The sequence below is a fragment of the Nitrosomonas sp. HPC101 genome (assembly GCF_009833125.1).
Taxonomy (GTDB): Bacteria; Pseudomonadota; Gammaproteobacteria; order Burkholderiales; family Nitrosomonadaceae; genus Nitrosomonas.
In genome coordinates this window covers 258,611-278,453 of sequence record NZ_QRCC01000008.1, presented here as the reverse complement: position 1 = coordinate 278,453, position 19,843 = coordinate 258,611, and the positions used below count along the sequence as shown (strand labels likewise).

At 48.4% G+C, this 19,843-nt stretch carries 18 protein-coding genes and 3 pseudogenes; 2 read left to right on the top strand and 19 right to left on the bottom strand.

The window, feature by feature from the left end:
• Together ABO04_RS06395 and ABO04_RS06390 are read left to right on the top strand one after the other, a co-directional pair.
• A partial coding sequence (locus ABO04_RS06395) for an integrase core domain-containing protein (protein ID WP_160809833.1) occupies window positions 1-225 on the top strand: 225 nt, incomplete at its 5' end.
• Between the two features lie 323 nt (window positions 226-548).
• A pseudogene (locus ABO04_RS06390) lies at window positions 549-719 on the top strand (IS630 family transposase); the annotation flags it as partial.
• Window position 720: 1 nt separating this feature from the next.
• On the opposite strand, the pseudogene ABO04_RS06385 reads toward ABO04_RS06390, so the two are convergent.
• The 19 genes and pseudogenes from ABO04_RS06385 to ABO04_RS06295 form a co-directional block, all read right to left on the bottom strand.
• Window positions 721-972, bottom strand: a pseudogene (locus ABO04_RS06385) (transposase); the annotation flags it as partial.
• 125 nt (window positions 973-1,097) lie between these two features.
• A complete protein-coding gene (locus ABO04_RS06380; protein WP_240141445.1) occupies window positions 1,098-1,631 on the bottom strand; it encodes an SRPBCC family protein in 534 nt (177 codons plus the stop codon).
• Window positions 1,632-2,102: 471 nt separating this feature from the next.
• Window positions 2,103-2,369: a type II toxin-antitoxin system YafQ family toxin gene (locus ABO04_RS06375; protein ID WP_164504281.1), complete on the bottom strand. Its 267-nt coding sequence runs from the start codon at window positions 2,367-2,369 to the stop codon at window positions 2,103-2,105.
• A 7-nt stretch (window positions 2,370-2,376) separates the two neighbouring features.
• Window positions 2,377-2,634 (bottom strand): type II toxin-antitoxin system RelB/DinJ family antitoxin, encoded by a 258-nt coding sequence (locus ABO04_RS06370; protein ID WP_160809830.1) that lies wholly within the window; start codon window positions 2,632-2,634, stop codon window positions 2,377-2,379.
• A 151-nt stretch (window positions 2,635-2,785) separates the two neighbouring features.
• A pseudogene (locus ABO04_RS06365) lies at window positions 2,786-3,163 on the bottom strand (recombinase family protein); the annotation flags it as partial.
• A 615-nt stretch (window positions 3,164-3,778) separates the two neighbouring features.
• The gene (locus ABO04_RS06360) at window positions 3,779-5,689 is read right to left on the bottom strand and encodes a pyruvate kinase (RefSeq protein ID WP_160809829.1); all 1,911 of its coding nucleotides are present in this window, start codon (window positions 5,687-5,689) and stop codon (window positions 3,779-3,781) included.
• Between the two features lie 308 nt (window positions 5,690-5,997).
• Window positions 5,998-8,331: a heavy metal translocating P-type ATPase gene (locus ABO04_RS06355; protein ID WP_160809828.1), complete on the bottom strand. Its 2,334-nt coding sequence runs from the start codon at window positions 8,329-8,331 to the stop codon at window positions 5,998-6,000.
• 590 nt (window positions 8,332-8,921) lie between these two features.
• Entirely contained in the window at window positions 8,922-9,809 is an 888-nt protein-coding gene (locus ABO04_RS06350) for a PPK2 family polyphosphate kinase (RefSeq protein ID WP_160809827.1), read from the bottom strand.
• Window positions 9,810-10,110: 301 nt separating this feature from the next.
• Window positions 10,111-10,842, bottom strand: coding sequence for a hypothetical protein (locus ABO04_RS06345; protein ID WP_205012755.1), 732 nt, complete (start codon window positions 10,840-10,842; stop codon window positions 10,111-10,113).
• A gap of 55 nt (window positions 10,843-10,897) precedes the next feature.
• Complete coding sequence (gene pstS / locus ABO04_RS06340) at window positions 10,898-11,965, bottom strand: phosphate ABC transporter substrate-binding protein PstS (protein WP_160809826.1); 1,068 nt, start codon at window positions 11,963-11,965, stop codon at window positions 10,898-10,900.
• An 89-nt stretch (window positions 11,966-12,054) separates the two neighbouring features.
• Window positions 12,055-12,816, bottom strand: coding sequence for a phosphate ABC transporter ATP-binding protein PstB (gene pstB, locus ABO04_RS06335; protein WP_193565784.1), 762 nt, complete (start codon window positions 12,814-12,816; stop codon window positions 12,055-12,057).
• A gap of 72 nt (window positions 12,817-12,888) precedes the next feature.
• Window positions 12,889-13,779, bottom strand: coding sequence for a phosphate ABC transporter permease PstA (gene pstA / locus ABO04_RS06330; RefSeq protein ID WP_160809824.1), 891 nt, complete (start codon window positions 13,777-13,779; stop codon window positions 12,889-12,891).
• Window positions 13,779-14,744 (bottom strand): phosphate ABC transporter permease subunit PstC, encoded by a 966-nt coding sequence (gene pstC / locus ABO04_RS06325; RefSeq protein WP_160809823.1) that lies wholly within the window; start codon window positions 14,742-14,744, stop codon window positions 13,779-13,781. The genes pstA and pstC overlap by 1 nt, the downstream gene beginning before the upstream one ends.
• Before the next feature lie 135 nt (window positions 14,745-14,879).
• The gene (gene pstS, locus ABO04_RS06320; RefSeq protein WP_160809822.1) at window positions 14,880-15,905 is read right to left on the bottom strand and encodes a phosphate ABC transporter substrate-binding protein PstS; all 1,026 of its coding nucleotides are present in this window, start codon (window positions 15,903-15,905) and stop codon (window positions 14,880-14,882) included.
• 268 nt (window positions 15,906-16,173) lie between these two features.
• On the bottom strand, window positions 16,174-16,692 hold the full coding sequence (locus ABO04_RS06315; RefSeq protein WP_160809821.1) for a hypothetical protein: 519 nt from the start codon (window positions 16,690-16,692) through the stop codon (window positions 16,174-16,176).
• Window positions 16,693-17,041: 349 nt separating this feature from the next.
• Window positions 17,042-18,328, bottom strand: a complete 1,287-nt coding sequence (locus ABO04_RS06310; RefSeq protein WP_160809820.1) for an arsenic transporter — start codon at window positions 18,326-18,328, stop codon at window positions 17,042-17,044.
• A 54-nt stretch (window positions 18,329-18,382) separates the two neighbouring features.
• Window positions 18,383-18,868, bottom strand: a complete 486-nt coding sequence (locus ABO04_RS06305; RefSeq protein ID WP_160809819.1) for an arsenate reductase ArsC — start codon at window positions 18,866-18,868, stop codon at window positions 18,383-18,385.
• 1 nt (window position 18,869) lies between these two features.
• Complete coding sequence (locus tag ABO04_RS06300) at window positions 18,870-19,289, bottom strand: ArsI/CadI family heavy metal resistance metalloenzyme (protein ID WP_160809818.1); 420 nt, start codon at window positions 19,287-19,289, stop codon at window positions 18,870-18,872.
• A 27-nt stretch (window positions 19,290-19,316) separates the two neighbouring features.
• Entirely contained in the window at window positions 19,317-19,646 is a 330-nt protein-coding gene (locus ABO04_RS06295) for a metalloregulator ArsR/SmtB family transcription factor (protein ID WP_160809817.1), read from the bottom strand.
• Window positions 19,647-19,843: the final 197 nt, after the last annotated feature.

Genomic DNA, 19,843 nt, shown 5'->3' with positions numbered 1-19,843 from the left:
CGGCAGCGGCACATGTTTATACGGGATAGGTTCCGGGATGAATGCCTGTCGATGGAATGGTTCCGTAATCGGCTGGAAGCCAAGGTGATCATCGAGAATTGGCGCCATCATTACAATGAGGTTCGACCGCATTCCAGCCTGAATTACCTGATCCCACGGCAGTTCGTGGGTAATCTGAGCGATGATTTAACAACCATGGCCAGAATCTCTAGTTCCAATTGGTAGGAAATTCCCGGTCAGGTCACTTCACACGTCAGCCAACACTCAAGGAATCTTTGGAAAACTATCTGCGTTGTTTTCGGCGTTAGAAATTGGCTCAAGATGCTCATTTATTACGTGTAACGGCTCGCGTTTGAAACTGGCCCTGCTCGCATTTGACGCATTTTCCGGCTTACAATAATTGCAAATGAAAAGTTGTTCATGCTCATACTATCTGCAAATGAGCTTGCATTTGACGGTGCCGGCTTGCATTCCATCGTGATGTACTCACGCTAAGTGAAAATGAACTTTATCTCTACGATCATATTGAGTGTCCAGGTTAGGTATACCCTATTGAGAAAATGTTCTCCAAACTCAAGGCTTTGTTGCGCAAAGCGGCCAAACGAACCGTGGAATCCCTCTGGATCGAGATCGGCACCGTCTTGGATCTCTTCACTCCGCATGAGTGCTCCAATTACTTCGCATCATGCGGATACGTAAATAAATCAAAAATGCTCTAGGGCGGCGCAATTCCTTGTTCTCTCGCTCAAGCGCCTTGATGCGTTCTTGCTCTGCCTGTGGGACGCCTGGTCGAGTACCGGCTTCCACCTCCTGGCGCTGAACCCACTTCAGCAGGGTGTGGGCAGAACAGCCGATCTTGGAGGCAATGGACTGCGCAGCCGCCCACAGCGATGGATACTCGCCACGGTGTTCATGCGCCAGCCGTATAGCACGTTCACGCAGCTCGGGTGAAAATTTTGTTTGATTACTCATGGCTCCACTCTCTCAAGAATTGAAGCCTCCTCAAAACCCGGTGTGATTTACCATGCCCCCTCTCTGCAATGTCTCTTCAAATTTCTGTAATAAATCTTGCGTTTGTTTATATCTTCTAGATTCAGCTATTTTTTAAATTGAGCTGCAAGGTCTTTTAATAAGCTGACGTAAATTGAATTCATGTACGGAATGGCTTCTGAACTATCTGAGACCCAACTACCTGTCCACTCTACATATGTTTTGCCTTCAGATGTGATAGGTAAAAGATGTAAGTCACCTACATAGTTGCTAATTTCTTTATTAGAAATGGGTGAAGGTCCTGAATCAATCGAATAGTTAATGCGGTGATCTGCTGGGTTATAAGCGATCATTGTGTCTAAAAACTGTCCGTTCAGTAGTCGTTTTGCTCCAACTGTAGTTCCATCTTTTGTTCCCACATTTTCAGTCTTTTTAACCAAGGTCGGAGCCCAAGAAAAGTCATGGAAGTCTTTAATACGATTCCAAACAACATCTATCGGAGCGTCTACTACAATTGAGTTGTACACCTTGTGGCGGCCACTCACAGATTTTAATTGGCTTGGATCTACCTTAGTTTCAGCGACCACCGACGTTGTGAATAAAGCCATACTTAAAACGAGCACGCTAGTAATTTTTTTCAATTTTTATCTCCTGAATTTAAGAATATCAACTTCAATTTAAAGACAACCGATTCACTAATTGTAGCGACCTGCAATCAAAAACAGTCCGAACTGCATTTGATCGTCGTTAACCGGGAATAAGTGCAACTGACGTGCCCCTCATTTAAGATCGGCAATCCCGCCGCTGATCAGATCAGCATGGCAGCAAGTCCAATAAATCACGAAATTTACGTATTGCTGGAATTTGAATATTGGAAAGAGATTATGGAGTATCTGAAGGCGGGTTACAGCAGCAGTGCGCGAGGTTGCAAATCGAGTGCAAAAAACGGACGTTTGTTGGAATTCACTGTACAGACACCCGACACGAGTCGAAACAGCCCGCTAAGATGGCGCTCGAATTGGCTCAGGGCCAATTCCAAGCGTTGGGGTTTGTCGCCGGTAAAACCGTCCTGTTGCGTGGGCAATGCAACTAATCATGAGTGATCTTGTTGATTATTCGTCAAACAAGTCTGAATGGGTTCCAGTCCGGGCAAGGTGCAATTCATTGCCAGCAATCCGATAGATCAGCAACCAGTCCGGCTCAATGTGAGCATCGCGCCATCCAGCCCATTCCCCTTTTAACGGATGATCGCGGTAGTGTTCCGGCAATAGCGTGCCCTCGATCAGCAACAACAGAAGAGCCCGCAATCTTTTCATATCCTTGCCGCGTTTTTCGGCACGTTTCACATCACGCTTGAAGGTACCAGATCGAACTGGCATCCGCACATTAAAGCCCCAAGTCTTTTAGCAGATCGTCCGAGTTACCGAAGTGCTTCCCCTTACCCTCATCCAGTTCCTTTATAGCCTTGCGCGTGGCTCGGTTCGGAATCGCCACATCGAAGGGTAACCGGCCTTCTTCTGCAACACGCAGGAAAGTCAGGCGGATTAGATCAGATACGCTTAATCCCATACGATCCAGCGTTTCAATGGCCTTGTCTTTCATATCAGCGGGAATACGCGCCCGCACTACAGCATCAGCTTTCATATTTTTTCCCCATAACAGGTTTGAAAGTGTAGCTCTATTGTGACTACAAATCAACCTGTGTCATTTTCAGAAGACGATTTCACAGAATGTCATGAGTTGATAGCACTCAATTGCTGAAGTTAATGTTGAGACTACTCAATAACAAAGCGAATCAATCCACCATTTTCAAGTATTGGTATAACGTTTCCCGGCTGATACCAAAGTTACGGGCGATCAGTGCTTTTTGATCCCCTGCCATGACTCTTCGCTTTAATTCCGTAACCTGCTTGTTGTTCAGTGATTTCTTACGCCCTCGATAAGCACCGCGTTGTTTGGCAAGTGCAATACCTTCACGTTGTCGCTCGCGGATGAGCGCACGTTCGAATTCGGCAAAAGATCCCATGACCGACAACATCAAGTTAGCTATCGGCGAATCTTCACCGGTAAAGGTCAATCCTTCTTTGACAAACTCGACGCGGATACCGCGCCCGGTAAGTTCTTGAACCAATCGGCGCAAGTTATCCAGGTTACGTGCCAGCCGATCCATAGTCCAAACGGACACTCAACACAATCGTAGGGACAAAGTTCATTTTCACTTAGCGTGAGCACGTCACGATGGAATGCAAGCCGGCACCGTCAAATGCAAGCTCATTTGCAGATAGTGTGAGCATGAACAACTTTTCATTTGCAATTATTGTGAGCCGGAAAATGCGTCAAATGCGAGCAGGGCCAGTTTCAAACGCGAGCCGTTACAATTACGTATAAACGCCACTTTTCGCTGACTTTTTCCTTGAACTGACTGCCTCGCCGACGTTTTTCAGAGGTTTCTTAGCAGAATAAAACGGGTAGATAAAACGCTGCCACGAGATACCAGGAAACGGCGCGACGTAACCGACGCCGGCTTGAAAGATCTGTTATATGGATCCATGTTTCTTTGATGGCTATTTTTACGAAGAGCTTCATATGCTTGATAAAGGACATTCCCCAAAAAATATCCCTTGACAGCTCTTTTCTGACAAGGGATCAGGAACCATTACTAAAGGGGAGCAATGGTTGAGGGGAATCGTGAATATTTCACACCCTCATACTGCCATTGGATTGTTTCTTTAATATGAAAAAGATTGTGTGTATTTCACACCTGTGGGGGAGGCGGTGTTTCGCTGATTCATCGGGCAGGTGCCTGTGAGTGTGACCACGCTGTGAGTGCACGCAGCAATGAGCGCTTCTTCGATTGATGGCCCTGCATACGCTTGAGGATATCATCCAGGGTGTGTATCGCTTCCAGGATATGAGGCCCCTTATTAAGCATTACGCACTCGGCACGCTCGCCCATTGCTGCGTCAGTGATTTCAGCGCGCGACGGCCGGCCCGTCTTGGCAAGTGTTTCGAGTACCTGGGTTGCCCAGATCACCGGCATATGTGCGGCTTCTGCTGCCCATAGGATTTCTTCCTGTACTTCAGCCAGTCGTTCGTAACCGCACTCAACTGCCAGGTCACCCCGTGCAATCATGATTCCCGCTGCACTGCAGTTCATGGCTGACAGTAACAGATCAGGCAGATTTTCGAATGCGCGACGTGTCTCGATTTTCAGAATTACGCCCAAGGTATGGTTTCCGAGCGCATCAAGCTGACTGCGTAATATATTGATGTCGTCGTTGCGCTGTACGAAAGATAGTCCGACCAGATCAGCACACGATGCTACTACGGCCAGATCCTCGATGTCCTTAAGGGTCAGGGCGGGCAAGTTCAGCTGACTGTCTGGTAAATTAATTCCTTTATCTGCTCGCAATCGATCACCCTGAGCGCGAATTTGAGAAATTTCTACCACCAGCGTTTCGGGGTTAACAGTACGAATTACGCCGCCAATGCGACCATCATCAAACCAGATACGCTCACCGACGCATACCTGAGAAAAAACTTCCGGGAGTGTGCATGCAATGGAAGGAATGGTTGTGTTTGTGCCTATATGGTTCGTGTTCGCTGCTTTTTCTTGGACGATCGTAGATTTTGTCAGCTCTAAATGATCTCCCTTGCGCAGAAAAATACTGCCCGGGGTTAATGGAACTTCAGTGACTGCTGTGGTATTTACTGTTCGGCCGTCGCGCCGCAGATGAATTTTTGTATCAACGGCGATGTAGGTCGTGTCATCGCATTCGACCAGCACCCCGATATTATTACGCGCCATTACGCGTAAGGTTCTTTTAGCTTCGCGCGTATCAATCAGCTCCAGATTGTCTCCCGGCTCCAGGCGGGATAACCAGGCGGCATTCACACCGAAGTAGGCCGTGGTGCCCGGTACATCGTTGGATGATTTCTCAGCACGCAGGCCCGCAAGCGCTGGTTCTAGCACTCGTCCATACGTATCACGTTTTGGCCGGATTCGGAATACCGCGGGCGCAGATGCCAGTGAGCCCGTGCGCAGTTTGGGGCCACCGAGATCCATCATCACACGCACGTCACAACCTTGTGCTTTTGCAGCACGTCGTACATGCGTTGCCATTGCTTTCCATTGCCGTGCGCCATCGTGCGCGCAATTGATGCGAGCGATATTCATGCCGGAAGCAATAAGCCGATACACTAAACCGTAATCTATTGCGGCTTCTGAGGGTAGGGTGACCATGATCCGTACTGATCGACTGGCTGGTGAGCTCCCCAGCAAATGTTCTGTATGGCGATCAAGCAAGTGTCGATTAGTAATGACTCCGATTGGCTCGTCCGCTGAGCGTTCTTCCCATTGCTGACCGGTGATGCGATACAAAATGCGGAGTACTTTATCCAGATTGGCAAGTACGTGTGATTCCGCGTGTCCAAGGGAAGAGGTGCCGATCCGTGAGAGTTTTTTCTGCAGCAAACGCCGGTCTTCACGTCGTAGTACCAGATAATGCAGCAGATTACGGGCACTTGCACGGTAATCAGGGGAAATCTTTTCCAATCGTGCGGACTGACTGACCTCGTGATCCAACATCTGTTTGCGCAAGTTTTCCAGTTCTACGATCAGATCCTGACAGATATCAATATCCCAGGTGCAAGCATCGGTACCAGGTGAGGGTAGAGAAATAAGTTGAGGAATATTCATAGTGTTGTTTTGTTGGTATCAGGGGCGAATAGCGAGTGCTGTTTGTAGATGGGTGCTGTGGAAGCCTTACTGATCCGTGTTGTCGGGAGCAAGGCTGCCAGATATATTCAAATGTTATTCTATGTTGCTTTGATGACAGTTCAGAGACAATGGCACAAAGAATCCCACTATCCATATTTCTTCAGACAACTTCCTGAGTGTTCTATTAGAAGGCGTTTATGCTGAAAAAAGCGATTATAAGCTGCTGAAGCATCCATTCTTCAGCCGCTTGTTCTACCGTCTACCGGAGAAGCATTTCCAACCCTTATTCAATCACGCGAGCCACGAAGCCGGAGGGCATTGAACACTACTGATGCCGAGCTGAGGCTCATTGCGAGCGCAGCAAACATGGGTGAGAGCAAGATACCGGTGAAGGGATATAACACCCCGGCTGCGATCGGGACGCCGAGCGCATTGTAGATAAATGCAAATCCCAGATTCTGCTTCATGTTGGCAACGGTACTTTCAGAAAGCTGACGCGCTGTGGAGATCCCGCGCAAGTCGCCTTTGATCAGAGTTACCTGAGCACTGTTCATGGCCACGTCAGTACCCGTACCCATGGCGATGCCTACGTTGGCCTTTGCCAGAGCCGGGGCATCATTTATCCCATCGCCCGCCATTGCCACAATACAGCCTTCATCCTGAAGTCTGGTGACCAGATCAAGCTTGTCAGCAGGCTTGACTTCGCCGTGCACCTCGTCGATTCCCAGCTGCCTGGCAACAGCGTTAGCTGTGGCAACACCATCGCCAGTAGCCATGATGACGCGAATCCCGGCTTTCTGGAGATTCCGCACGGCTTCCGGCGTGCTCTGCTTGATTGGGTCGGAGACAGCCAGCAGGCCTGCAAGCTGGCCATCCGAGGCAAGATACATGACGCTTGCACCATTTTCGCGCAATGTATCAGCGATACCGGTTAGCTCGGTAACAGCAATCCCGTTATGCTGCATCAAGGCAGTATTGCCCAGCACAAGCGTTTTGCCATCGACTTGCCCACGAACACCAATACCGCTGCCTGAATCAAAATTATAGACTGCACTGAGTGCGAGGCTGCGCTCACGCGCCGCGTCCACAATAGCATCGGCCAGTGGATGCTCGCTGCCTTGATCCAGACTCGCAGCGAGACGCAATACTTCATCGGCAGTTATGTCACCTGTCGGGACCGCTTGTTCAAAAGCCGGACGTCCTTCAGTCAATGTGCCGGTTTTATCGACAATCAGTGTATCGACTTTACACAGATTCTCAATTGCCGCAGCATCGCGAAACAGCACGCCTTGCGTAGCAGCTTTGCCGGTGGCAACCATGATGGACATGGGGGTTGCCAGGCCCAACGCGCACGGGCAAGCGATAATCAGTACCGCAACAGCGTTAATCAGGCCATATACCCAGCTCGGTTGCGGTCCAAAAAATCCCCAAACAAACAGGGTGGTGATGGCGATGACGACTACCGCTATCACAAAGTAACCGGCAACCTGGTCAGCCATGCGTTGCATGGGCGCGCGTGAGCGCTGCGCCTGGCTAACCAGTTGCACAATCTGTGATAGTACGGTGGCCGAACCTACTTTCTCTGCTCGGATCACCAGGGCGCCCGAGGTATTGATTGTTGCGCCAATTACCTTGTCTCCAGGTCGCTTGCTGACCGGGAGTGGCTCGCCGGTCAGCATCGATTCATCCAGTGCGCTGTTACCTTCCTCTACCGTGCCGTCCACCGGAACCTTCTCTCCCGGGCGCACGCGCAGGCGATCGCCTTCATGCACATGATTCAAGGGTACATCTTCCTCACTGCCATCCTGGTTGATACGCCGTGCCGTTTTCGGCGCCAGACCCAGCAAGGATTTGATGGCGGCTGACGTTTGCGAGCGTGCCCGCAGCTCAAGCATCTGGCCCAACAAGGTTAGCGAAATAATGACTACAGCGGCTTCAAAATAAACGGAAACCCGGCCCATCGATCTAAAGGCTTCCGGAAATATGTCCGGCGCTATCGTGGCTATGGTGCTATAGATGAAGGCTGCCCCGGTGCCAAGACTGATCAGCGTCCACATATTGGGGCTGCGGTTGACTATCGATTGCCAGCCCCGCACAAAGAATGGCTGCCCTGCCCACAATACCACGGGTACTGACAGTACAAGTTCAATCCATGTCTGCGTTGTCATATTGAACCAGCCCAGCTGGGGGCCGAACATCGCCAGTACTGTAACGATGACGGTCAACGGCAGGGTCCACCAGAACCTGCGTGAAAAGTCTTTCAATTCGGGATTGTCATCATCATCCAGGCTGGGCATCAATGGCTCGAGCGCCATGCCACACTTGGGACAGCTTCCCGGGTGATCCTGGCGAATCTCGGGGTGCATGGGGCACGTGTAGATCGTCCCGGGTTCAGGCGGAGCAGCGGACTCTTCTGACTTGGAAGGATTGAGATATTTCCCCGGGTCGCTTTTGAACCTGTCCAGGCATTTGGCGCTGCAAAAATAGAAAGGTTTACCTCCATGTTCCATGTGATGGGGTGAGTTCTCAGTAACTCGCATGCCGCATACGGGATCCGAAAGCTGAGAATCTATATGCGATTGATGAACGTGGAGCGCTTCTTCTGATTGATGTTGTGCCATGACGATTCATCCTTTCAGGTGTGTATGAAAACTCCATATGAACATGCGTACTATCCGAATATGCATGAATGGAGAAGGAAATTCCTGATAAACTTTTTATGGCTCAGTTACCTGGACTGAATAAAAGAGAGGGATCGTTAGTGATAAATTGTACTCTCAGAGTATTCACTTTTACAGAAGTCAAAAAACATGTTGTCGAAGCGAATTTTGCAAGTGAGACACAGCATTGGATGGGGGTAATGTTACTGTGGCAGGTGAATTGGCTGATTGAATTCAAATGCTGGATCTACTACCAGGAAAAAATCTGTACGATGCCATACAGAAAAAGAATTTTTGTGAACGAGGCGCTCGCAACCTTTCCTGGCAACGTGAAACGCTCCTGATAGAAGGAAAGAACCGGCATAGACGTGGGAAAACTGGTCTTATTATTTGTTATTAGCTTGAAGCGGCCTTCAAAGAGAATTGAAAATAGAGCCAATTTGACAGGGAACCGAGCTTCCCGGCTCAAACCATACATAAACTCTGTGCGGCATGCATGCAAGAACAGCACTGGATCGAGATGTGACGTGAGGAGTGGGCACAGCAGTTAGTCAAATATGCACTTTCTTCTTTTTTATTTCGTGCTTCTCTGCTGCGAGATAACGGCGGCGGATATCGGCCAGATTCACACGCACAGGCGGGGATTTCAAATTCATTGTTTCCAGCCGTTCGGCAATGATCTGTGCCACTGCCAGGTTGCGGGCCCATTTGCGGTTTGCAGGGATGACGTACCATGGCGCAACTTTGGTTGAAGTAGCAGTCAGGGCATCTTCGTAAGCATTCACATAGGCAGGCCAGAAGTGGCGTTCGGTATAGTCGGATTCACTGATTTTCCATTGTCGGGCCGGATCATCAAGCCGATCGCGGAAACGATCCAATTGTTCCTCGGGACTGATATGTAAGTAGAATTTCAGGATGGCTGTGTCGTTTGCAGCCAGCAACGCTTCAAACTGGTTGATCTGATCGTAACGGTCACGCCAGACCTTTTCCGATACCAGTTCGTGGACGCGAGGCACCAGCACGTCTTCATAATGCGAACGGTTGAAGATTATCACTTCACCCCGGCCTGGCGCATCGCGATGAACACGCCACAGGAAATCATGCGAGGCTTCTTGCGAAGTCGGTTGTTTGAAGGCTGCGACTTTGACACCTTGAGGGTTCATTCCGTTTGCGATGTGGCAAATCGTGCCATCCTTGCCCGCTGCATCCAGTCCTTGCAATACGATCAGCAGTGATTGTCCGGCATCAGCGTAAAGCAGATATTGCAGCCGGCTGATCTGGTCGAGGGTGTTGTCTCTCAGCTTGGTTGAATCCTTTTTATGCAGTTGCTTAAACGGCCGCTCGGCCGGATCACGGTTAGCCAGGCCGGGTTTATGGCCCGGGTGCACAATCAGGCTGTCAACCCAATGTGTTAGTTTATCTTGCTGATCACTGCCCATGTGTTCTCCTTTTGCGTTTTATTGGTGGTGGGTAGCAATAACGGTAACACGGAATGAGTAACCCATCAGCGCTGCTGATTGCTAAGGAACCTCTGATTAAATTTCACATGCCACACACTGTGTTTTGCGAATGAGATGGAATCATTTTTATATTATCCGCGGCGCACACATGGTTGGCCAATAATTTCATCCAAATTTTTTATAACGAGTGGGGCAAGCCGGAAAGAAAGATGACTTAAGAATGATTTGTATCGGTACAAATTACGTAGCAGTAAGTGTGCAAATCAATTCGCAGGGTATATCAGCGCGCTCTGTTTTTGGTTGCACGCTTATGTTTTTTGAGCAGAAATTTGGATGAGGCATGATCTTCGAGGAAGGCGGCATATTTTTTCTTGATTTTGGGCAGACGGAACAATGCGGATAATCCGTTTTTTGGCACGCGCCGAATGACAGACGCTGGATTAAAGAAACCAACTGCATTGTCGGTGGATAGCACGAATGGAGGTAAACCTTCCCGCACCAGGAGAAAACTGGCAATGAGCGAGGCACTGCGATGATTTCCCTCAATAAACAGCTGCGGCTTACTGAGAATACGTACAAAAACACCTGCAGCCTGTTTCCATGCTGATTCGCCGCGATGCAGGCGGTGCCATTCTAAGAGATCACGCGCACCGCCTTCGCTACTATCGAAGAAGCGCGAGCGAGTCATGGCGATGTGTCGGGAAAACTCTTTCCGCCGTTCAGGATCAGCTCCGCACAACACCATTGTATTGATCTCGATCATCCAGTCGATTTGCTGCAGATCAAACAAGTCGGCACCTTCAGTGATCAGTTTGTCAATGAGCGCATAGCCCTGCAGCATGTTATCGCAGACCATATCATCTGGAGGATCGCGCTGTTCATCAAGCTGGGTACGTATTGATTCGAATTGTTTCTGTACTTCGTTCAGGGATTTTCTGATGGTATTTAGATCAAGGATATGACAAGACTCCATGGCTTGAGTGAATGAAAGAGTGCTATTGGAAATAATCATCTGAAACCGGGATTACAAGTTGTTGATTCCGCAGTCGGCTCTGTTGAAGAGACAATCAGGGAGCAGGAGTAGTCTGTACTGTAGCCAGTGCCTTGTTGCTGCGCTTTGCTATTTCATCCGGCAAGCGGATATAACCCAGCGCGCTGCTAAGGCTCTGACCTTCCCCCAGACACCATGTTATGAAGCGCTTCAGCGATGTTCCTTTAACGCCGTCTGGGTAGTGCTTTTTGAGCAGCAACCAGGTAAATGATATCAAAGGATATGTATCGGTTCCGGCAGGATCCGGGATATGAATGCGCATGTCAGCGGGTATTTGTTCGATATTTGCTGTCAATGTTGCAATCCCGACATGATCATCCGGGGCGATGAAATGTCCTTCTTTATTCTCCAGATGGGCTGTTTTCAGGTCAAGAAGCTTGGCGAAGCTGTATTCAACATAGCCGATTGATCCTACACTGCGCTGCACCAGCGCTGCAACCCCCTCGTTACCGGGAGCAAACATCGCATTTTCCGGCCAGCTGACGCGCTTGCCAATACCGGGACCATCACGCCATTCCGGGCTGATGGCACTGAGATGTGAGGATAGTACAAATGTCGTGCCGCTGCTGTCCTTGCGTACGACCAGCCGGATTTCACGATCAGGCAGATTAAGCCTGGGGTTAATCGCCTGAATGCGAGCATCATTCCAGCGCGTGATCTCACCTCTTAACAGAGCGGAGTATGTATCCCGGTTCAGCTTCAGCACACCATTCAATCCCGGCAGGTTATATGCCAGTACGACCATGCCCGCAGTAACGAGCACCGTGATTGCGCCATGCGGAGCAGAAGCTATCTGAAAATCCGTCAAGGGGACATCGCTGGCACCAAAATCCACGGTATCATCCAGAAAACGTTTTATTCCTTCACCGCTGCCGACTACGGCATATTTGATTGTGGTTCCTGGATCTACTTCTTTGTAAGCAGCAATCCATTTTTTATACAACGGTGCGGGGAAAGTCGCGCCTGCGCCGTTGAGAACCGGAGGATTAATATCGTTTTGTGCCTGTATTGCTGAAGTTACCAGCAAAGCGATTGCCAGGATCACGCCAGAAACGCCGATTCTTACACCGGTCTGAAGTTTCATCTTTTTTCTCCTCGTTCACTGTCTCACTCGCCTTGCATTTCATCCGCAAAACACAGTGTGCAGCCATGCAGGACCTAATCAGAGGTTCCTTAGCTGAACTGGCCGCTAATGTAATCCTTGGTGAGCTTTTCTCGCGGATTTCCGAAGATTTGGGAGGTAGGCCCAAGTTCCACCAGGTAGCCGGTCCGGGATCCTCCCGAGATGTCAACCGAGAAGAACGCAGTGGTGTCCGCCACGCGCATTGCTTGCTGCATGTTATGGGTCACCAGTGCGATGGTGTAATCCTTCTTCAGCTCGGTCATCAATTCTTCAACGCGACGCGTGGCGATCGGATCCAAAGCAGAGCATGGTTCATCCATCAGCAGCACTTGCGGTTGAGTAGCAATCGCACGGGCGATACACAAACGCTGTTGCTGGCCACCTGAAAGCGACAGACCGCTGGCTTTAAGTTTATCTTTGACTTCATCCCACAATGCGGCACTCTGGAGTGCGTGTTTGACCCGATCACCTATATCGCCTTTGTAACGGTTGATACGTAAACCAAAGGCAACATTGTCATAAATGCTCATTGAGAAAGGGTTGGGTTGCTGAAACACCATGCCGATGTAACGGCGTACGACTACAGGATCCACTCCCTTGCCGTAGATATCCTGCCCGATAAATTGCACATGTCCTTCGAAGCGAAAGCCTTCTATCAGGTCATTCATACGGTTAAGGCTGCGCAGTACCGTGCTCTTGCCGCAACCGGATGGTCCAATGAAACCGGTGATTTTATTTTTTTCAATGGGTACGTGGCTGTCGCGGACCGCCAGAAAGTTACCATAGAAAATCCTGTTCAGTTTGCAGTCCATTGCCAATACCGCTGGCTGAGCATCAGTATCAGTAGCTACTTGTTGCATCATTATGGTGTTCATCATTTTCATTTAAAACTTGGGCTTGCCAAAAATACGGCTGATGGCATTGATGATCAGTACAATTATGACGAGCACCAAGGAAGCTGCCCAGGCAAGTTCAATCTGATTATCGAAGGGCATGCCAGAAAAGTTGTAAATCAGCACGGCTAGTGAGGCGGTGGGATTCATGGCATCCAGGCGGCCATCCTGAATCAGCCAGTAGTTGCTGAATAATGCTGTAAACAGCAGCGGGGCGGTTTCTCCGGATGCCCGCGCAATCGCCAGCATTACACCAGTGAGAATGGCGGGCATGCCGGTTGGCAACACGATTTTCCAGATAACTTGTGTATGGGTGCATCCCATGCCGTAGGCAGCATCTTTCATGATTTTTGGAACCATTTTCATGGATTCCTCAGCAGTCAAAACAACAATGGGCAGCATCAGCACGGCCAGCGCTACACCACCGGCGATCGCTGAGTAGGTGCCGGTGGTAACCACTACCGTGGCGTAGGCGAAAACACCGGCCAGAATCGAGGGCACACCGGCCAGTACTTTTGCCGAGAAGCGGGCAATGGTAGCCAGTTTGCTGTTGGGCCCCAGTTCAGCCAGAAAAATGGCGGCTAAAATACCGAGTGGAATCGCGATCAATGAGGCGATCCCGACCATGAAGAGTGTACCCACCAGAGCGTTACCGAATCCTCCTCCCATTTCGAAACCGGCTGGAGGCAGCTCGGTAAAAGCTTCCCAGTTAAGACGCGCGCCGCCGCGAGTACTCAGCATATACAACACGGAAAACAGCGGTATGCTAGTCAGTATCGCACTGATCCATACTAAGATACTTAGTAGCATGCTGCGCAATGCTCGACCTTCAAGCTTGCGTTGCAGACTTGGGGTTGATTCAGGAAGTGAGGTTTCATTCATTATTTCATTCCACGCTGAGCGTACGTGATTATCATCGAACCAAGAACGTTGACTACTAACGTAATCAGCATGAGAACCAGAGCAGCATACATCAGTACTTCAATTTCGCTCGGACCTGCTTCGGGAAAGTTCAGTGCCAGCATTGCTGCAAGCGTATTGGCCGGTGCGAACAGGGAGAGCGAAATCTGGTTTGAATTACCAATCAGCATCGCCAGCGCCATAGTCTCACCCAGTGCTCGCCCCAGACCTAATACCAATGAGCCAAAAATACCGGTGGCTGCCGTGGGTACCATGACCTTGAGAATGGCTTCCCAGTGGGTGGTCCCCATGCCGTAGGCTGCCTGTTTGGTTCTTAAGGGAACTGCACGCAAGGCATCCTGAGATACAGCAGCAATGGTGGGCAGAATCATGATGGCCAGTACTAAAGCGGCGGGCAATAAACCCGGTCCACTCAGAGTAGAGCTGAAAAATGGAATCCAGCCCAATGACTCGTTCAGTTCATCTGTCAGCGGGCGGATAGCCGGAATGACTACAAAGATCCCCCATAATCCGTATACCACGCTGGGAATGGCTGCGAGCAATTCAACAATGGCACGAAAAATAGCGGCTAAACGCGGATGCAGAAAATCCTGGGTCAAAAAGATCGCCATGCTGATTCCGAAAAAACCGCCAACAAAGAGTGCGATCAGGGAACTGTAGAGTGTGCCCCAGATAGCTGGAAGAATGCCAAATTTTTGTTGACCCACATCCCAGACTGTGCCGGTGATTACATCCAATCCACTTTTCTGGATGCTTGGTAGTGCCTTGATACCGATTTCTAAAACTAGCACTACTATCAGGGAAAAGACCAGAATGACACCCAGGCGTGCCAGCATACGGAAGGCCCGATCAACAAAAATGACGGAGGGTGAGGGTGGTTGGCAGATGGAGTCCGTCTCAACATTATGCAAAAAAGGTTTTTTCATAAGGATGATTCGTTTAATTTGGTAATACTTTTATCAGCAGAATGTTACAAAGCCTCATGTTTGATGAGGCTTTGATCCGGTATCAGCAGAATGTTACAAAGCCTCATGTTTGATGAGGCTTTGATCCGGTTGATGTTACTTGATATTGGCCGCAGCTTTGCGAACGATTTCAACAACTGATTGTGGTAACGGGATATAACCCAGTGCATCAGCAGTTTTTTGTCCTTCGGTAAGGCAATATTCAATCATTTCGCGCATGGCTTTGGCTTTGGCTTTGTCATCATTGTTCTTGCGGAAGATCATCCATGTGTATGTCACGATAGGATAAGAATTTGCACCGTCCGGATCGGGTTCCCAGGCAATCATGTCCGCAGGGATTTTAATGGCAGCTAATGTTTCAGCACTGTTGCCCGGCGCTACAAATTTACCTTCTTTGTTTTCCAGCAAGGCGGATCCGATTTTGGCCAGTTTTGCAAAGCTGTATTCAATATAGCCGATCGCCCCTGGTGTCTGACGCACAGTGGCAGTTATACCATCGTTTTTGGGTGATTTAATAAATTGATTGGTCGCAGGCCAGTTAACGGTATTGCCTTCGCCCAGTGTATTCTTGAATTCGGCACTGATGGCGGACAAATGTTTAGTGAATACCGCAGTTGTACCGCTGGAATCAGCGCGCACTACTACAGTGATAGGCATATTAGGCAGCTTGATGTCAGGGTTGGCTGCAACAATTTTAGGATCATTCCAGCGGGTGATTTTGCCAAGAAAGATATCAGGGTAAACGTCGCGTGGTAACTTCAGACCTGCGGGATTCCCTGGAAGATTGTAGGTTACGATAATTTCTCCCGCTGTCATGGGCAGCAACTGGACGCCTTCAGGGACCTTATCCATGTCTTCCTTCTTCATCGCAGAATCGCTTGCTGCAAAATCGACAGTTTTATTTAGAAAATCCTGTACGCCGGCACCACTCCCCTTGGATTGATAATCCACAATGAGATTAGGATTCGCTTTATTGAGGCTCTTGAACCAGCTGAGGTAGATGGGTGCGGGAAAACTCGCGCCGGAACCAATTAGCCGGACTTTCTCGTTTGCGAAAGATGTGGAAGACAGGGTTAATGCAGCAACAGCGATAACGACAGCATATAAAAATGATTTTTTCATGGGCTCCACCTGTTTTGATTGTCTTTGTATTTTAGGTGGCTTTTATTACGTGAATATTTCAATTCGCATAGATGTGCAAGGCGTGGTGTGTAATGTGTAAGCCGCACCACAATGTTTCCGGTAACGTCTTGTATATTATGAACTATTTTCATGGAATTGGGCAAAACATAAAAGTATGCTGTGGTCTGGACTGCGCCTTTCAATCTGCTGGATTTCAATTGGCTTATACCTCAAATGCCCAAATAATAAGGGATGAAGCGCGAAGAGATTACGTGTATTTAAGCATGGTCACAGCATCCAGGACTTTTTCAACCCACTGCTCATCATAGGGGTTAATGACCACAACTCGGAAACCATACTCGTCTCCTTCCATTTTTACACCTTCTGAATCATCAATATGCAGATCAATGCCAAAAGCCGGCGGAAATTTAGAAGGTAAACGTAGCAAGTGATGCTGATTCGATATATGGCAATGCCGGTTTCTGTTAACGACGCCATCGATGCGGATACCGTGCAGGAGAAACCAGCGTTTGATGTACGCAGAAGATCTTCCGGAGCTGGTATATATCCAGACGCTGCAATCTAATTGCCGCAGTTCACGAAATAATCGTTTAGTTCCGCAACGCAGGGGTTCGCACAGCCAGCGTTTAATAAAGTTGGGGAACGGGCATTTTTCAGTGGGAACTTTCTTGCAATGGCTGGTGAGGGTATCATCAAGATCGAATGATACGCAAATGCGGTATCGCCATTGAGAGGGATTTGCAATCGAACTTATGAATGACATCATAATTTTTTGTATTCTAATTACAAATAAGAGGAGCTAATGATATCGCTTTTCGCTTTAAAAATGTTGCTTACAGGATACATGCGCGATCATCCGCGATCAGGAAAGGAAAAGTATGTTATATGCTGGAAAGTTTTGGTTTTTTGACTGTTGCTCAGACTGACCTGGAACAGGAAGTCAAGGTTTGGGAATTTTTGAGAAATTCTCCTGCTGAGAGTTTCTCAGCAGATTGAACGTGGGTAACTGACAGGCGATATTGATTTATCCTGGAAAATTGAACCTGCAGAGATTGAATATTTTTCATTTCCATTTTCATAAAAGCTTAAAGAGCTAAAGAGCGGCGTTATTGAATTCAATTAATATCAAGCCATAACGCAAGGGCAGAAAGCGTTGCTGTTAATACCGGCAAGGTTAAAACGATACCGACCTTAAAATAATATCCCCAGGTAATAATCATGTTCTTGCGCGCTAATACGTGCAGCCACAACAGTGTTGCCAAGCTGCCTATTGGGGTTATTTTGGGTCCCAGATCGCAACCAATCACATTTGCATAGATCATGGCTTCCTTTATTGTCCCGGTTGCGCTGCTTGCGTCAATGGATAGAGCGCCGATGAGCACTGTAGGCATGTTATTCATGACGGACGCTAAAAAAGCGGCTAATAATCCTGTTCCAAGGGTCGCGCCCCATAAGCCGTAGCCAGCAAAAACATTTAACAGATCAGCGATATATCCGGTTAAGCCTTCATTGCGAAGACCGTATACGACTAAGTACATGCCCAAAGAAAAAATGACAATTTGCCACGGAGCTTCGCGCAGTATTTTGCGAGTACTGATAATGCGACTGTTAGCGGCAACCATAAGTAATATTAGCGCACCCGCAATTGCCACAAAACTGATTGGAATTCCAAATGGCTCCAGCGCGAGAAAGCCAATCAGCAGCAAAACAAGCACTATCCAACCAGCCTTAAAGGTTGCCAAATCTCTTATTGCTTCGCCAGGCGCTTTGAGTAAGCTTGCATCATGTTGTATGGGGATATTTTGCTTAAAGTACAAATAAAGTACCCCTAAGCTGCCTGTGATCGAAACAAGATTGACCGGAATCATTACTTTGGCATACTCGGAAAAGCCGATTTTGAAAAAATCAGCAGAAACGATATTTACCAGATTGGATACTACCAGTGGCAAACTTGCGGTATCGGCTATAAATCCTGCAGCCATAACATAAGCCAGAGTTGCTGCGGGGCTGAATTTAAGCGCAATTAACATGGCCATTACGATGGGCGTTAAAATTAATGCGGCACCGTCATTGGCAAACAGAGCGGAGACAACCGCGCCCAACAGAACAATAAAAACAAACAGCATGCGTCCGTTCCCGCCCCCCCAGCGTGCAACGTGCAAAGCTGCCCACTCAAAAAAACCGGCTTCATCCAGCAGCAGGCTAATGATGATGATGGCAATGAAAGCCGCAGTAGCATTCCAGACAATATCCCACACCACCGAGATATCGCTAAAATTCACTACCCCCGAGACCAGAGCAATTGTGGCTCCAATAGAAGCACTCCAGCCAATACCCAAACCGCGTGGCTGCCAGATAACTAACGCGAGCGTAAATATAAAAATTAAAATAGCAATCAGCACTGGAAATGCTCCTGGTGGAACGAAAGGATTGGATTGGTTGGAAGGATTGAGTTTCTAGCCGGTAATTGAAGTGCCAATGCTGTCCAGTTTTTGCTGTACCGAGGGAGATTTGTTTTTAATCAGCTCTCCCAACCTGGAATCGAAGAAATATTCGATACGAGTACGCAATGTACGATATGCCTTCTCAAAAGCCGCGTTCATTTCTTCTTCTGTGCCGGTGACGATAGCAGGGTCATCAACCCCCCAATGCGTGCGCAAAGCGGAACCGAGATAAACCGGGCAGGTTTCCTTATCCGCATTCCCGCACACAGTAATTACTATGTCCGGAACGATCGGCAAATCATCCCAGGATTTGCTATAAAGCCCTGTTGTTGAAATGCGTTCACGTTCAAGCAAGGCGAGTGACCGCAGATGAACTTTGCCGGTTGGCTTGCTTCCCGCGCTCATCGCACGCCAGCCTTCAGGAGCAATATGGTTGAAAGCGGCTTCTGCCAGAATAGAGCGGCAGGAATTTCCAGTACAAAGAAAGAGTATGTTCATTTCAGAGTGCGCAACAGGATTTGTTTTTAGCCGGGTTTTCCGTATCCGTACCAAATGTTGGGATGGAAGTTAATGAGTGGTATGCCTCCCAGGCAATGCCTTGAGGATCAAGCGTCCAGTATTTGTCAGAAGCGGCATAACAACACTGAGCATTTTTTTGTTCGACTGTGCTGAGTGATGCCGCATTCAATCTCTGGTTTATTTCCTGAAGTTCATCATCTGAGTTGACTTGAATGCCTACGTGATCTATTCCCGTTTTGTCACTTCTCGTTGATATCGCAAAATTGATACAAGGATCTTCTAACATCCATTTCGCATAATCTGATTCATGGACGACCGGGTTTGCACCAAACAAAGCGGAATAAAAACGAATATTTTCCTCCAGATTACTGACGGCAACGTGCACATGAAATCGCTTCATACTATTTTCCTCCGTTAAATAAAAAATTCAGCTTCTTTCCTCGTTGCAGTAAATTTCAGAGGGAGTGCATGCGACGCCCTCACAGCAGTTCTCAGTGAGATATTTCAAAAGTGCATTCATAGTTTCAAAGTTTGCTGAATAAAAAATAAATCGACTTTCCTGTCGAGCTGTAATCAGCTCCGCACCGTTCAATTCTTTCAGGTGGAATGACAAGGTGGCGTTGGGAATGCGTAACGACTCAGCCAGTGTACCTGCCGACATTCCTGGTTCTCCCGCCTGTACCAGTTTTCGAAATATCGTCAGCCGGGTTTCATGACCCAAGGCAGTAAGTGCTTTAGTAGCAATCTTAATTTTCATATTTCCAATATAATCGAAATAAATATTTCGGTCAATTTAATTTTGGTGTAAGCGATCTGCCCGGGAATGAGTTGATTATCTGTCAGTAAAAGCCGGAGATGCTGGCTCTATTTGAACTGCTCTGAGGGTCAGTTCAAACCGAGGTGATTCAGGCGCACGGCCATCCTACACGCGTGGATGATCGGGCTTTGTAGGGC